The organism is Pseudoalteromonas sp. J010 (assembly GCF_003934235.1).
Classification (GTDB): Bacteria; Pseudomonadota; Gammaproteobacteria; order Enterobacterales; family Alteromonadaceae; genus Pseudoalteromonas; species Pseudoalteromonas peptidolytica.
Window position 1 is genome coordinate 21,780 of the sequence record NZ_RDBW01000005.1, and the last position, 14,977, is coordinate 36,756.

Here is a 14,977-nt window from a genome sequence, read left to right on the forward strand (position 1 = left end):
AATCAAGCTCTGCTTTAACAACAATGAGTTAGCAAAATCTACCTGCTACAATCCTAAGGTACTGCGAATTTCTTGCATTTTTTCTTTTAGGCTTTGTTGGATTTGCTGTACTTGCTCATGAGAGCTATTAACTTGGCCTTTCATGTTATCCATAGCCTTACCGAAAGTGTCTAATAAATCAGATTGTTGGTTAGCAAGCTCCATCGCATGCGCCGCCACCTGATTGGCACTTTGCGCACTGTGCGCCACACCTTCTGAATTTCGCTTTAATTCTTGAGCATGACTAGTTTGTTGCTGCGCCTCATCGGCTAGTGCTGAAATTTGGGTAGAAACTTTATTCGAGTTATCGCTAAGGACGTTGAGTTGCTGATGAATATCCGTTAACGAAGCTTGTGTTTGTTGAGCAAGCTTGCGCACTTCATCCGCAACTACCGCAAATCCACGTCCATGCTCTCCTGCACGAGCAGATTCAATAGCAGCATTAAGCGCTAGCAAGTTGGTTTGTTCTGCAATTGAGCTAATCATATCAATGACTTTACTGACATCAGACACGCCAGTTAGCAACTCATTCAAACTCTCTAAGCCTTGTTCAACGCGCTTTTGTGTAGTCGATGACGCACTCAGCATCGATTCAGCATAAGCCACGCTTTGTGTCATCGCCTCAAATGTATTATTTGCGTTATCAGCAACTTGTGCATTAATGTGATTGGCCTCTGCACCTAATTGCCTCACTGAATCGAGTTGCGCTTGGTTTTGCTCCACTTGCTCAAAAGTCCCTCCTGCTTGAGTCGATATTTTCGCCAAGTTGGTATTCATTTCTTCCATAAAAGTATTAATAACGCCAAGCATTGCTGAACGTTCATCAGCCTCTGCTCGCTGTCTATCGATTAATTGGTTGAAGTAGCTCGCTATTTCGCCAATTTCAGTATCTTGATTCTTACTTTTAATATTACTGAGTTCATTACTCTCTATCAGTTGCGCAAAGCCATCTCGTAGTTGCCTTAATGGTGTAAGGACTTGTTTAAATTGAACAAGGTATACAGTACCTGCCAGTATCACGAGTAAACCAATTGCACCACCAAATAGCATAAATACGTTGGCTTTTACCGCAGCCTGATCAGCAATCAGCTGTGCCTCAGCTTGTAAGATATTTTCTGAGATTGATTTAATATCGCCACGTAATGCCAACATACCTGCTTGACGCTCTTTAGATTGCTGTAGCGTGTTGTTAAGATCTCGGCCATAACGTTTTGGCCAACTTACAAGCTCAGCTTTAATTTCAAGTGCTAGGTCTTCGGCTTCGGCCCCCAAAAATAACTCGTCTTCATCTACCTCACTCATCACGCCTAAATTTTCAAGTTGCTCAATTTGCTGTGCAATATCTGTTAGTCGACGTAAACTTGCCATTAAACTCTGCTCTGTTTGCGGCTCATAAGACATCACTAACTGATAGGTATATAGACTGAGATTGGAGACTTCACTAAAGTAATCAGAGGCAAGTTCAAAGTAGGCCGCTTTTAGATCGCTTTCTTGCGCTTTAATTGCATATTTTACCAGGCTGGATGCCGAGCCTGACATCTGCCTTAAGGCGTTATCTAATAGTGCTAGCTCGTTGCCGGATAGCTTGCCAAGTGCCCGGTACTTTTCAGAGATGTCTTGCTGTAATTGCTGTAACTTTTGTCTTATCTGCGCACTTAGCGCTTCAGGTAGGTTATTGACATCTTGTTGGAGTGTATTGATTTGCGCATCAGCCTTACTTAAATATTGGCTATCACCCGCGCTCAAGTAATCCTCTATCGTCCCTTCAAGCTCAATAATCACGGTGTTTTTAACCTGATTATATGCCGCACCTTGAACATCAAGTTCGGTTAGTACTTTGCTTGCCCACAATAGGCTAGCGCCAAGTAAAATACTCGCAGTCGTCAACAGTATTGCTAGCAACCGAGTAAAAGTAGATACGCGCATATAATCACAACCCCTCTATAAACATGCCCAGCAAGAGTATTAAGGATTTATGACAACTTGATTAAATCTGGAACCGTTTTGTGTACAAATACACAAAACCATACTTTTGGCGTATATCCATCCAGACACCTACCGATTAAAAAACAAACTACTTTATGGTTATTTCATTGCTGCGTTAACATAAACATCAAAGCGATTTTTTTTAGTCTTAATCTGCATACTTGGTGTTTTATTATCTAAAAAGCCAGCATAATCAGGCCGTTTAACTACAACTCGCTTGCTTGCTAATTGCAACGCAAATGGTAGTAACGCATCAGCGTCAAGATCGTTACCGACCAAGTCTTGAAACACTCGCATTTCTTTTTTTACCTGTGCCGACTTGTCACGGTGTGGAAACATGGGATCAAGATATACTACATCAGGGCGCCAATCAGCCTGCTCCAAGAGCGCATGGCTAGAGCCAAACTCTAACTTCATACTCTCTTGCACCCACTCGCCAATTTCGCCATCCTGATAGGCACGTTGCAATCCATCATATAGTAGCGCCGCAACTATGGGGTTTCGTTCATGTAGTACTACCTTACAACCCATTGAAGCCAGTACAAAGGCATCACGCCCAAGCCCCGCGGTTGCGTCTAGTACAGTTGGGACTACACCTTTATTCAACCCTACAGCTTTAGCAATAGCCTGCCCTTTGCCACCACCAAATTTACGCCTATGTGCAACAGCGCCAGTAACAAAATCAACGCGGATAGCACCAAGCTTGGGCTCATCTTTTTTTACCAGCTGTAAGCCTAATTCATCATAATGCAGTTGAAACGTTGACTCATCCAGACCAAGAGTTGGAAGGTCAAATAGCTTTGTAAGCGTATCTAGGTAGGGTCTGTTCTCTTCGAATGGGGTATGAATATACAAGCTTAACTCCCAAGGGTTATCAACCCGAGCAGTATACGCTTTTCCCACAATACTGTCTTTGAATATCCCACAAGCGTTCAAAACAATTCAATATCTACCTGCGATGCAACCTCCCCTTCATCCCAGGGTTTCGCAATTTTATTTAGGCTTTCAATAAGCTGTTGGCGCATTTCAGTAACTTCACCCAACTTATACTTGATAATGGTGAGTTCATCGCTTAGGTAGGTAAAGTGTTTATAAAGCTCTTGTAAGCGCTCGCGTTCCTGTGGCTGTAAAGCGGTGAGCTGTTCGCTTTGAATCAATGATTGAAACTCAGCCACTTTACCACTGTAGTGATTACCCACGCCGCTAAGATGATCGCTCAACTCGGCAAATACTTGACCAATATGCTCGACTTTCGTGAGCGCATCTTCACTAACCTCCATATCTTTTATTTTGGCATCTGTCGCTTCCAAAATATGAGGAAAGAGATCTTTGTAACGGCCATACACCCCAGCGTCATCGACCGGCATATTTTTGATTAACAGAGAAACTTTTGGATAATTTATAATTGTTCGACGGCCAAAATCGACAAACCGACTGCCATTTTTATGCTTTTCAAACAGCTCTTGTTCTATTGGCTGGATCACTCCTTCGCTGGAGTAAAACGTAGCGCTTTGGCGGTACCAAAAAGCGACTGCAACATCCAGTTCCATGGGAATAAAAAACTCTAAGAAATAGCTGCTTAGGGTGCTCAAATCATGGGCATGATAAGACTGGCCAACATAACGCATAATGCGCCCCATGTCGCCTGAGTCTGTCATGGCAATTTCAGCAGTTGTTTGAGCTCGTTGCACATCCTGCTTTAATTTTGAAGACGTTTTTCTGTAGTCATCAAGGACATTAATACGGGCGAGTAATTCTTCTGCATTAAAAGGCTTGACGATATAGTCCGCAGCCCCTGCATTATAACCACGCATCCGCTCCGATATATCTGTTCTCGAAGATAAAAACATTACTGGAATATCTGCAGTTTCGCTTTGCTTTTTGAGCTGCTCACAGACTTCAAATCCTGACATTCCGGGCATTTCAACGTCTAACAAAATAATGTCCGGGCGGTATTTATTTGCCAGTCGTAAGCCTTCCTCACCATTTTTAGCATGTAAAATTTTGCAGGTACGTGATAATGCTTCATCCACGATGTGGTGGACCAATTTATCATCGTCAATGGCAAGAACCAGTTTAGTCATGTGGCTTTCCCTATTAATTCATATCTTTATAGAATAGTCAGAGATAGTGAATTTGCTAGCCAAATGTCTTACTTTGATTGCAAAAAAACGCCTTCAAATGAAGGCGCCTAGAATGGAAATATTGTTACGCTGCAATACCACTGTGACGCAGCAGTGCATCGACAGTAGGTGCCCGACCTCGAAAACGAGTAAACAACACCATAGGGGATTCAGAACCCCCTTTTTCCAATATGTGCTGCATAAACTCACGGCCAGTGCTGGGGTTAAAAATACCTTCTTCTTCGAATTTAGAAAACGCATCCGCAGAGAGTACTTCAGCCCACTTGTATGAATAGTAACCTGCGCTATAACCACCAGCGAAAATATGGCTAAAGCTATGCTGGAAGCGGTTAAAGTCTGGCGCTTTTACCACTGCCGTTCGCGCACGCACAGCATCAAGAGTAGCTTGGATCTGACATGGCTTGTTTGGCTCGAAGTCTGCGTGAATATGAAAGTCAAACAATGAGAACTCTAATTGACGTAACATCTGCATAGCAGACTGAAAGTTTTTAGCTGCCAATAACTTATCAAGCATCTCTTTTGGTAATGGCTCACCCGTATCATAATGACCTGAAATAAAGTTTAGCGCCTCCTCCTCATAACACCAGTTTTCTAAAAACTGACTAGGTAACTCAACCGCATCCCATGCCACACCATTAATACCTGCTACTGGTGCCGTATCTATCTGGGTTAGCATGTGGTGAATACCATGACCAAACTCATGGAATAAAGTCGTGACTTCGTTGTGGGTAAATAGTGCAGGTTTATCACCCACCGCTTTATTAAAGTTACATACCAAATAAGCAACAGGGATCTGTAATTCACCGTTTGCACGTCGCTTACGACCCATGCAGTCATCCATCCACGCTCCACCACGCTTATGCTCTCTGGCATAGAGATCTAGGTAAAACTGACCACGTAGTTGATCTTGGGCATCGTATATTTCAAAAAAACGTACGTCCGGATGATAAACATCAACGCCTTCAACTTCCGTTACGCGAATACCAAACAGTCGGTTAACCGTCTCGAATAGCCCTGAAAGCACTTTTGCTTCAGGGAAGTACGGTCGTAATGCTTCATCAGAAATGGCGTACTTCGCTTGTTTTAACTTTTCACTATAGTACGCATAATCCCATGGCTGTAATTCACTAATGCCATACTCTTGGTGGACGAAATGGCGTAATTCAGCAACATCTTGCTCTGCCTGAGGTTTTGATTTGACGGCCAAGTCATTCAAAAACTCAAATACTTGAGCTGGACTGTCTGCCATTTTTGTCGCCAGTGACTTTTCTGCAAAGTTAGCAAAACCAAGCAATTGAGCAAGTTCATGTCGAAGCGTTAACGCCTCGCGCATAATCCCTGAGTTATCAAACTCGCCAGCATTTGGCCCTTGATCCGAGGCGCGTGTTACAAACGCACGATAAGCTTCTTCGCGAAGCGCTTGGTTATCTGCATATGTCATTATTGGCAAATAAGAAGGAATATCTAAGGTGAATACCCAACCTTCCAATCCTTTTGCTTCGCCAGTATGTGCTGCAAGCGCAAGTGCGGACTCAGGCAACCCAGTTAGCAGCGCCTTGTCTGTCACTTGCTTGTGCCATGCTTGCGTTGCATCCATGACATTATTTCCAAATTTTGAAGCCAACTCTGACAACCGCGCAACAATTTCACCATAACGTTTTTGTTGTTGTGATCCCAATGCAATACCTGATAACTGAAAATCGCGCAGGGCATTATCTATGGTTGTCTTCTGCGCTGTAGTCAGGCGCTCAAACTCCTCAGACTCTTTTAATGCCGCATAGGCTTTATATAGCCCTTGGTGCTGTCCTGCATAGGTTGAATATTCAGAAATTAAAGGCAAGCATTCATCATAGGCTTTACGTAACGCTTCTGAATTAACCACAGAGTGCATATGTGAAATTGGCGACCACACGCGATTGAGTTTATCGTCAGCCTCTTCTAAAGGTACAACAAAGTTATCCCAAGTGATGTTTTGCTGCGTTAAGATAGCATCAATGGTCTCACGGCAATGCGCAATTGCAGCCTTTAATGCTTCAACAATGTGCTCAGGCTTAATTTTCGAAAAAGGGGGCAATCCTTCTAGCCCGATTAATGGGTTACTCATGGGCACGCTCTTTATCTTCTAATCTAATATTAAGGTTGAAATAAGGGTGTTAGGCCGCATTTACAAGTATCTGAACAGATTTTTGCTTAATATCGGTCTACAGTTGTGCACTTTTTCTATTTACTTAATATAAAGTAGTAGGATTTAAGCAAAATAAATAATTGGCGAGGAATTTTTATGGCTCAACATTTTGACTATATCGCAATCGGCGGTGGTAGCGGCGGAATAGCATCTGCAAACAGAGCAGCGATGCGAGGTGCTAAAGTTGCACTAATAGAGGCAAAACATTTAGGCGGCACTTGCGTAAACGTGGGCTGTGTACCAAAAAAAGCGATGTGGCATGGTGCTCAAGTTGCAGAAGCAATTAAGTTATACGCTCCAGATTATGGTTTTGATGTTGAACTAAAGAATTTTGATTGGGCAAAACTTGTCGAAAGCCGAGAAGCCTACATTGGTCGGATCCACCAAGGTTATAACAACTACCTTGCCAAAAATGGCGTTATCGTGATCAATGGCTTTGCTAAATTCGTCGATAACCGCACTATTGAAGTCAACGGCGAGCAATATACTGCTGACCATATCAATATCACCGTAGGCGGCCGCCCAACCATTCCAAATATTCCAGGTGCTGAGCATGGCATCGATTCTAATGGTTTTTTTGAGCTTAAAGAGCAGCCTCGTCGCGTTGCGGTTGTTGGCGCAGGTTATATTGCAGTAGAGCTTGCAGGTGTATTACATAGCTTAGGCACTGAAACACACTTATTTGTTCGTAAGCACGCTCCACTGCGTAACTTTGATCCCATCTTAGTTGAAACATTAACTGAGGTAATGGAAAAAGAAGGGCCTACACTACATACCCACGCAACACCAAAATCTGTCACCAAAGAAGAAGATGGCTCAGTCACCTTACACCTTGAAAATGGTGAATCATATACCGTAGACACATTGATCTGGGCGATTGGTCGTGAGCCCATGACTGATCTTATCAATCTTGCCGCAACAGATGTAGAAACAACACCTAGTGGCCATATTAAAGTTGATGAGTGGCAAAACACTACAGCTAAAGGTATTTATGCCTTAGGCGACATTATGGATGGTGGAATAGAGCTGACTCCTGTTGCCGTAAAAGCGGGAAGAATGCTCGCTGAGCGCCTATTTAATCCTGAATTGCCAAATGCCAAAATGGACTACGACTTAGTCCCTACCGTCGTCTTTAGCCACCCGCCAATTGGTACCATTGGTCTAACCGAGCCAGAAGCCGAAGAGAAATACGGCAAAGACAATATCAAGGTTTATACCTCTACCTTTGCTGCGATGTACACGGCGGTTACTCAGCATCGCCAGCCATGTCGTATGAAACTTGTGTGTGCGGGTAAAGAAGAGAAAATTGTTGGCCTGCATGGTATCGGTTTTGCGGTAGATGAAATGATCCAAGGCTTCGCCGTTGCCATGAAAATGGGCGCAACCAAAGCAGACTTTGACTCGGTAGTCGCGATACACCCAACCGGCTCCGAGGAGTTTGTGACCATGAGGTAACAGGCTGATTTGATTATCAAATAGCCTTGTAAAAATAAAACGCGAGCAGATTTCTCTCTCGCGTTTTTTATATCTCAACTCAACGTTTCAGACGTTCATCTAGCAAATTGGATAGACGTCATTGGTTTGCAAGCTCAGCCAATGCCTGCTTAATAAGCTCAGGGTGTGTGAGCGGGATCAGATGCTCTGTAGAGGTTATTGGCAAATATTGCCCTCCGCTTATTTCCGCGACTTCTTGAGACCATTTTCGACCTTCGGCTTCCCACTTAATCAAACCCGCTCTGGCTTCTTCTGTTTCTGCTTTTTCAATATCTAACTGTTCAAACTCACTATCGATCACGGTAATTGGAATACTGCTATCTGGTTGCCAGTTTCTCACTAACTCCAGATCGTCATGATAGTTCATCATTTCATTTACTCGGATAAGTTGGGCTTCAATACTATAACGTGTTTGCATGATTTGATTGAAGTAATCCCAATCCATATGCTGGGCAAACTCACTTTCTTCTAGCAAAGACTCTACATGCGCCTGCTCCTCAGCTATTTTGCCATTCATTTTTTCCTGCCACTTTCCTGCACTCACGTGGTCTATCAAATGCTGACCCCACTCGCGATAAATATCAACAGGGTAACCCTGATACTGTGCAATTGAGTGCGGTAATAAAATGTCCGGATCCATCCACAACATACTGGCAATCTTTTGTTTGAAGTCTTCCGACTGTTGCATAGCAATAAGCGGTACAGAGTTGCTATTAGCAAAACTCACCAAATGCACATTGCTCAAATCAAGCTTCTCAAATAGCACTGGAAGATCTGTTGCAAACTTTTGCATTGACGGTGCGCTGGTGTTACTACTAAGCCCTTGCCCAAGCCTATCAATCACATACACATTAAACTGTGTTGATAAATAAGGTTGTAGCAGTGCAAACCATGCGCTATCACTATGAAAATGTAAATTGGCTCCTGACAACATCACCACGGTTGGCTTGTCTGTTTGCGGTGTTACATTCCGCACATGGTAGTAGTCTTCATTAATAGCAATAAGATCAGAACCTTGCGGAAGCGGATGCTTACTAGCCTTTTCAAAAAACTCCATGATTGATTGAGTTGTGTTTATTGGCGAAAGGTTCCAGCTGTGACCAGCTCCATCAACACTGATAAGCTCTGTTTGAATAGCACGGTTTGGATAATAAGTTAACGTGACGCCTTGCTCTACTTTTTTATCTGTAGAAAGTGCTGACTCATAGTTCAAGTTACCTATGATCTTGATCGCTTGTGGTGATGAGAGTAGACCAAAATTAGCATGACTTCTGCCGGTGTATGGCAACACTGTATCCGCCTTGCCATGCATAATACGATAATGTGTAGGTGTATCAAAACTACAGCTATCACCTAGCTGATATGACATGGGTGCTCCAACGGTCACGATTGCATTAAAGACCTCAGAGCGATTACATAATAAGTTTTGTACAAAGAGCCCGCCTTGAGAAAAACCAGTAGCATAAATTTCGCCATCAATTAGTTGATATTTGGCTTTAAGTTCAGCAATCATGTCATCTACAAAACCAAGATCATCCACACCTAAGCGATCTGCTTTATTACAACGGCAGCCTTCATTCCACTCTTCATTTTTTGATTTTGGATAAACCACTAAGTAGTCATCACTTTGTTCATGCAGCTTGGTCATCGCAGCCATACCTTGACTGTTCCCTCCAGAGCCGTGAAAAGCAAATAGTAACTTATACGCTTTATTGGTGTTTTCTACTGGCTTCATATAGTAGAAGCGCTCATTTACTTCATGTTGTTCAAAACCACCAACCATCTTTGAATCATTACCATTACTCACTGGCGCTTCATCATTAATGTGATTGCTACCGCCACATCCAACAAGTAATGCAGCTAGCGTAAGGCTTAACACCCGTGGTAAAAAAAGGTTACTTGTCATGTTGGTCATTCCTATTTTATCGTTTTCCTGTACTCTAACTACCACGGGATAAAGCGCGACGATTTAATATGAAATCGTCATGACGAATTCATTACCATAAAATATAAATAATAAAATCAAGGGGATAAAAAGAGATGCGCTATGAGTTTGCAGCAATTCAGTTTGATACTGTTAATCGTACGCTGACAAATAGCACGAGTACTATCAGGCTTGAGCCTAAACCTTATTCATTACTACTCACCTTAATTGAAGGCGGTGGTGATGTTGTCTCTCGCGATACATTAATAGAAAAAGTATGGCTGGGGCGTATTGTTACAGAAAGCGCCGTAAATAAAGCGGTCTCTACATTACGTCAACATATCAATAAGTTAGATGGACAAAATGAATATATTGAAACCATTCCAACACTTGGATATCGGCTCGTACCTGCGGTTACGCAGTTACACAAAGATGTCACTCCTACGGTTTCGAGCCGCAAAAATATTCCGTTAATAGCGGCTACATTCATATTTAGTATTTGTATAGCGCTATTCGTAGCTTACTTTTTTCAAGCACAACCAAACGCCTCGCCTCTCGTTCCACACAAGTTGACTAGTCAAAATGGTATTGAATTACAATTAAGTGGCGCACCATTATCAAAGAGCTTTAGCTATCTGCATCCAATTTCTCCACCATACTCGGAGCTTTGGCTCAACCGTAATGGCACAAACATTCAGTTATTGAGTGGTAACTTGAGAGCGCAAACACTGAGCCAAGATGCAAAATACATTGCCTATATTGATGATGAACAAAACTGTTCAGTTAAACAACTAGATATAACAGCACAAAAAACACAGACACTATTCCCCTGCCAAGCAATAGAAAATATAAAACTCAGTTGGGGCAGAAACCATCAAGAGCTTATCTATCGTAAGCGCACTAACATACACAGTGGCTATGGACTTTACCGCTTTGACCTCAACACTCGTAGACATACCCAGCTTACACTCCCTCCAGCAACAGGAAACCTGAAAGGCGACCACCTTTTTAGTTTGTCTCAAGCAAAGGACAAACTTAGTGTTGCAACGTACCTTGGTGAAGATAAACACCGCTTAACGATTTATCGCTATCCAGAGATGACTGTTGAGCAAACTATTGCGCTCCCTCACCATTTGTCATCGATAACATGGTCAGCTGATGACAAATTAGTGTACTTTACTGATGCAAATAGTATCTACAGTGCTAATGTTGGTAATAAAGCGGTGACATTGGTACACAAACTCACAGCCCCTATAGAGAGTATTACTCTGTTAAATAGCAATAATACTCTGCTGTTTAATCAATATAAGCTCACGAGTGTAGTTAAACTCTTTGATATATCAGAAAACACCATAACGCCTGTCGTTAATAACCAAGCACTTAACCGCCTGCCCCGTGCAAACCACTCACAACAAGTATGGTACATCTCTGATCATGGTGCTGATTCAGCTTTATGGTCTGTCGATACAAGCACACAAACCAATGTCGCTACGCCACTACCACATACTTTTAATTTTCAACGCTTTACACTTAATCATGATGCTTCAAAAGTCCTGTTTGAGTATCGAGATGCAATTTATCAATTTGATACCAAATCACAGCATGTAACTGAAGTTATCAGTGACGAATTAAAAGCTTATGTTGCTAACTATGGCAAACATGATGATGAGATAATCTACAGCAGTGAACGCTCAGGTAGTTGGCAATTATGGTCAGTCAACTTAAATACAGACAAACACCAACAGCTCACCACAAAGGGAGGATACAGTGGTTATGCACATGGTGATGCTATTTATTTCACCAAGTTTAGCCAACCAGGTATTTGGCAGCTACAGGAAGGCCTAGAGTCTCTGATTGTTCCTGATGTGGCGATTAGAAATTGGTTAAACTGGCGGCCAAGAGGCAACGCATTATACTATGAAAAAGATAACCATATTTGGCAGTTTGAGCTCAGCACACATCAAGAAAAACAATACCTAGCGCTGCCATCAAGCTTTATTGGTCAATTTGATGTGTTAGCAAATGGGGATATTGTTTTTGCACAGCTAAACCAGCCCAGCGGCGAGCTTTGGCGGCTATCACTAAACAACTAAACAACTAAACAACTAAACAACTAAACAAAGGATTGTTTAGCTGAAAACAAAAAACCCAGCCGAGGCTGGGTTTTTATTGATTCTTGAAACGAATTACTTGATTTTCGCTTCTTTGAAGATCACGTGTTTACGAACCTTAGGGTCGAACTTTTTGATCTCCATTTTTTCAGGCATGTTACGCTTGTTCTTGTCGGTAGTGTAGAAATAACCAGTACCAGCTGTAGAAACTAAACGGATCTTATCACGCATGATTTAAGCTCCTTAAATTTTTTCGCCGCGAGCACGGATATCTGCTAGTACCGCGTCGATGCCTTTTTTATCGATAATACGCATACCTTTAGTAGTAGTGCGTAGAGAAACGAAACGCTTTTCGCTTTCAACCCAAAAACGGTGTGTTTGTAGGTTAGGTAGGAAGCGACGCTTAGTAGCGTTGCGCGCGTGCGAACGGTGGTTACCAACCACTGGGCGCTTACCTGTAACTTGACAGACTTTAGACATGTCTATGTATCTCCAATAACTTCGCTCGAGCTTAATTTTCCCTTAAAGGCCTTTTAACTGCGTGCCCTAGGTAAAATCAAAGGGCGCTCTTTATACAGTATCTACAGGCAGAGATCAAGGATCTGATCCTACTGAAATCAGCTCATGGGTAAATTTGATAGCGGCCAATTATAATGATCCGAAGCCCTTGAGGAAAGTAAAAACTGCATTTAAATTGAACTAATTTATAAAATTTATACAAATATGCTGATTTAACGAGCAAAATTCTTATTTTCCTCATTTCTAGCTATTTATTTTTGTTGTTTGATTTTCACTCTTAGCCATCCACTTTGTACTTATTTCTACAACATCTGCGTTAAAGTTGAGGAGCAAAGTCCAAACAACACTAAAACCCCTGAAATTTTATGTCCGCAACAACAAAGTCATATCATTGTCTAAACAAGCCCTCGTTCAGCAAAAGAAATACAATGATTGCCTGCAACAATTAAGTGATCCAGCACATTGATATCAACTAGCCCCAGACCTTTTTGCAGCTTGTTGGTRATAAGTTTGTCAGCCTCGCTTGGTTCAGCCACTCCTGATGGGTGGTTGTGGGCAAAAATAACCGATGCGGCATGATGCTTAAGCGCAGCTTTAACAACCTCCCTTGGATACACCGATGCGCTATTTATTGTGCCATGAAATAACACTTCATCTTTTATTAGACGATTCTGATTATCTAGATAAAGCACCATAAAGACTTCATGCCCAAGTCCTCGCAGCTGAGCAGTTAAGTATTCGCGCACCGCGCTGGGATTGTGAAACACAGTATCTCGTTGACATTCTTCTCTCAAATAGCGACGACTCAACTCTAACACGGCTTGTAACTGGGTATATTTTGCAACACCTAACCCTTTTAACGCAGAAAACTCTTCCAACGATGCGTTAAATAGACATTGTAGTGTTTGCTGTTGTTCTAATAAGGACTCAGCCAACTCAATAGCGTTCAACCCTTGAATACCGGTGCGCAAGAAGATAGCCAACAGCTCAGCATCACTGAGCGCTTGTGCGCCATATTTAATCAGTTTTTCTCTCGGTCTAGCCGACTTTGGTAAAGCGGATATTTGCATGATATGTCCCTTATCTAGTAGATTTCCTAGCAATTTGCTCAATTAACCTAAACTGCGACTAATTAATTACAACCTCCCTTGCAGCCTCATTGAACTTGTTTGTATTCGATTACTTCTCTTCCAATTGAACAAGTATAAAGCTAATTTGTGTAAACTAAGCTTAGCTGCCGTGCTCGATTATTCAAAAGCAAATACAGACTGTGTTATCTTAACGCTATGAACCCCATCAATGTATAAAACTCACATGCAAAGAAATAAACGTCTCTTACTTGGGATCAGTGGCGGTATTGCTGCTTATAAATGCGCAGAACTTGTGCGACGCTTAAAAGAGCAGCACGTGGATGTCAAAGTAGTGATGACTGAATCAGCAAAACATTTTATCACTCCATTGACCATGCAAGCGGTATCTGGAGAAGTAGTGTCTGACTCTTTGCTTGATCCACAAGCTGAAGCATCGATGGGTCACATTGAATTTGCGAAGTGGGCAGATCTTGTTTTAGTCGCACCAGCAACTGCTAACATGATAGCGAAAATGGCTGGCGGAATAGCGGATGACTTACTAACGACCTTGTTACTAGCCACCCCTGCGCCAGTTGCTATTGCACCTGCTATGAATCAACAAATGTATGCTCACCTCTCCACGCAAGCAAACCTAAGCACGCTCGCATCACGCAATGTACACGTGTGGGGGCCTGGGAAAGGCGAGCAAGCGTGTGGAGATGTTGGTGCTGGTCGTATGCTTGAACCACACGAATTAGTCCAGCTTTGCCTTAATGTACTTACTCCTTTACCACAAGTTTTAGCAGGAAAAACAGTAACGATAACAGCAGGTCCAACACGTGAAGCACTAGACCCTGTACGCTTCATCACCAATCATAGCTCTGGAAAAATGGGCTTTAGCCTTGCCGAGGCTGCACATGCACTGGGTGCCAAAGTCAACCTAATAGCAGGGCCAGTTTCACTACCCACTCCAAGCGGTTGTAAACGCATTAACGTTGAAAGTGCAGCGCAAATGCACCAATCTGCACTGGAGTATGCTCCACAATCTGACATTTTTATCGGCTGTGCCGCGGTGGCAGACTACCGCGCCGCATCCGTTGCAAGTCAGAAAATCAAAAAGCAAGGTGATGAGATCACGCTTACCCTCACCAAAAATCCAGACATTATTGCCAGCGTTGCAGCCTTACCCACATCGCGCCCTTATACCGTCGGCTTTGCTGCGGAAACACAAAATGTTGCACAATATGCACAAGGCAAATTAATCAATAAGGGGTTAGATATGATTTGTGCCAATGATGTATCGAATAGTAATGTTGGCTTCAATTCTGATAACAATGCACTGACCCTTTATTGGAAAAAAGAACGAATAGAGCTTCCCCAATCTAGCAAAAAAGAGTTAGCACTCACTGTCATGCAAGCCATTGCTGAAAAGATAAAATAACCTTCATGTAAAAAACTGGAAAGAAACTGAATAAAACATTAACATGATACCTCGATAGCGTGTA

11 protein-coding genes are annotated in these 14,977 nt (G+C 42.5%); 3 read left to right on the forward strand and 8 right to left on the reverse strand.

Features of this window, described 5'->3' with window-relative positions; translation table 11 throughout:
- Positions 1-45: 45 nt before the first annotated feature.
- The 4 genes from EAG18_RS04030 to prlC form a co-directional block, all read right to left on the reverse strand.
- Positions 46-1,965 (reverse strand): methyl-accepting chemotaxis protein, encoded by a 1,920-nt coding sequence (locus tag EAG18_RS04030; protein WP_125251121.1) that lies wholly within the window; start codon positions 1,963-1,965, stop codon positions 46-48.
- A gap of 159 nt (positions 1,966-2,124) precedes the next feature.
- Positions 2,125-2,880, reverse strand: a complete 756-nt coding sequence (locus EAG18_RS04035; RefSeq protein WP_125251210.1) for a class I SAM-dependent methyltransferase — start codon at positions 2,878-2,880, stop codon at positions 2,125-2,127.
- A 77-nt stretch (positions 2,881-2,957) separates the two neighbouring features.
- On the reverse strand, positions 2,958-4,109 hold the full coding sequence (locus EAG18_RS04040) for a response regulator (protein ID WP_125251122.1): 1,152 nt from the start codon (positions 4,107-4,109) through the stop codon (positions 2,958-2,960).
- 124 nt (positions 4,110-4,233) lie between these two features.
- Complete coding sequence (gene prlC / locus EAG18_RS04045) at positions 4,234-6,273, reverse strand: oligopeptidase A (protein ID WP_125251123.1); 2,040 nt, start codon at positions 6,271-6,273, stop codon at positions 4,234-4,236.
- 177 nt (positions 6,274-6,450) lie between these two features.
- On the opposite strand from prlC, the gene gorA reads away from it, so the two are divergent.
- Positions 6,451-7,809 (forward strand): glutathione-disulfide reductase, encoded by a 1,359-nt coding sequence (gorA, locus tag EAG18_RS04050; protein ID WP_125251124.1) that lies wholly within the window; start codon positions 6,451-6,453, stop codon positions 7,807-7,809.
- 118 nt (positions 7,810-7,927) lie between these two features.
- Here the strand turns inward: gorA and EAG18_RS04055 are convergent, their stop codons facing one another.
- Positions 7,928-9,754: an alpha/beta hydrolase gene (locus tag EAG18_RS04055; protein ID WP_125251125.1), complete on the reverse strand. Its 1,827-nt coding sequence runs from the start codon at positions 9,752-9,754 to the stop codon at positions 7,928-7,930.
- A gap of 134 nt (positions 9,755-9,888) precedes the next feature.
- On the opposite strand from EAG18_RS04055, the gene EAG18_RS04060 reads away from it, so the two are divergent.
- Positions 9,889-11,865 (forward strand): winged helix-turn-helix domain-containing protein, encoded by a 1,977-nt coding sequence (locus tag EAG18_RS04060; protein WP_125251126.1) that lies wholly within the window; start codon positions 9,889-9,891, stop codon positions 11,863-11,865.
- A gap of 93 nt (positions 11,866-11,958) precedes the next feature.
- Here EAG18_RS04060 and rpmG read toward each other — a convergent pair whose 3' ends face one another.
- The 3 genes from rpmG to radC all read right to left on the reverse strand — a co-directional run bounded on the left by rpmG (position 11,959) and on the right by radC (position 13,472).
- Positions 11,959-12,114, reverse strand: a complete 156-nt coding sequence (rpmG, locus tag EAG18_RS04065; protein WP_010364212.1) for a 50S ribosomal protein L33 — start codon at positions 12,112-12,114, stop codon at positions 11,959-11,961.
- Positions 12,115-12,126: 12 nt separating this feature from the next.
- Positions 12,127-12,363 (reverse strand): 50S ribosomal protein L28, encoded by a 237-nt coding sequence (rpmB, locus tag EAG18_RS04070; protein ID WP_099643122.1) that lies wholly within the window; start codon positions 12,361-12,363, stop codon positions 12,127-12,129.
- A 434-nt stretch (positions 12,364-12,797) separates the two neighbouring features.
- Complete coding sequence (gene radC, locus EAG18_RS04075; protein WP_125251127.1) at positions 12,798-13,472, reverse strand: DNA repair protein RadC; 675 nt, start codon at positions 13,470-13,472, stop codon at positions 12,798-12,800.
- A gap of 244 nt (positions 13,473-13,716) precedes the next feature.
- Between radC and coaBC the strand changes: the two genes are divergently transcribed.
- Positions 13,717-14,913 carry a bifunctional phosphopantothenoylcysteine decarboxylase/phosphopantothenate--cysteine ligase CoaBC gene (gene coaBC, locus EAG18_RS04080; protein WP_125251211.1) on the forward strand — a complete coding sequence of 399 codons (1,197 nt, stop codon included), beginning with the start codon at positions 13,717-13,719 and terminating at the stop codon, positions 14,911-14,913.
- Positions 14,914-14,977 lie beyond the last annotated feature (64 nt).

What these genes read in the sequence shown, in the direction of transcription:
- EAG18_RS04040 (WP_125251122.1), bottom strand. Translation starts at nt 4,109, where the DNA reads ATGACTAAACTGGTTCTTGCCATTGACGATGATAAATTGGTCCACCAC.
- EAG18_RS04030 (WP_125251121.1), bottom strand. Translation starts at nt 1,965, where the DNA reads ATGCGCGTATCTACTTTTACTCGGTTGCTAGCAATACTGTTGACGACT.
- gorA (WP_125251124.1), top strand. Translation starts at nt 6,451, where the DNA reads ATGGCTCAACATTTTGACTATATCGCAATCGGCGGTGGTAGCGGCGGA.
- prlC (WP_125251123.1), bottom strand. Translation starts at nt 6,273, where the DNA reads ATGAGTAACCCATTAATCGGGCTAGAAGGATTGCCCCCTTTTTCGAAA.
- coaBC (WP_125251211.1), top strand. Translation starts at nt 13,717, where the DNA reads ATGCAAAGAAATAAACGTCTCTTACTTGGGATCAGTGGCGGTATTGCT.
- EAG18_RS04060 (WP_125251126.1), top strand. Translation starts at nt 9,889, where the DNA reads ATGCGCTATGAGTTTGCAGCAATTCAGTTTGATACTGTTAATCGTACG.
- rpmB (WP_099643122.1), bottom strand. Translation starts at nt 12,363, where the DNA reads ATGTCTAAAGTCTGTCAAGTTACAGGTAAGCGCCCAGTGGTTGGTAAC.
- rpmG (WP_010364212.1), bottom strand. Translation starts at nt 12,114, where the DNA reads ATGCGTGATAAGATCCGTTTAGTTTCTACAGCTGGTACTGGTTATTTC.
- EAG18_RS04055 (WP_125251125.1), bottom strand. Translation starts at nt 9,754, where the DNA reads ATGACAAGTAACCTTTTTTTACCACGGGTGTTAAGCCTTACGCTAGCT.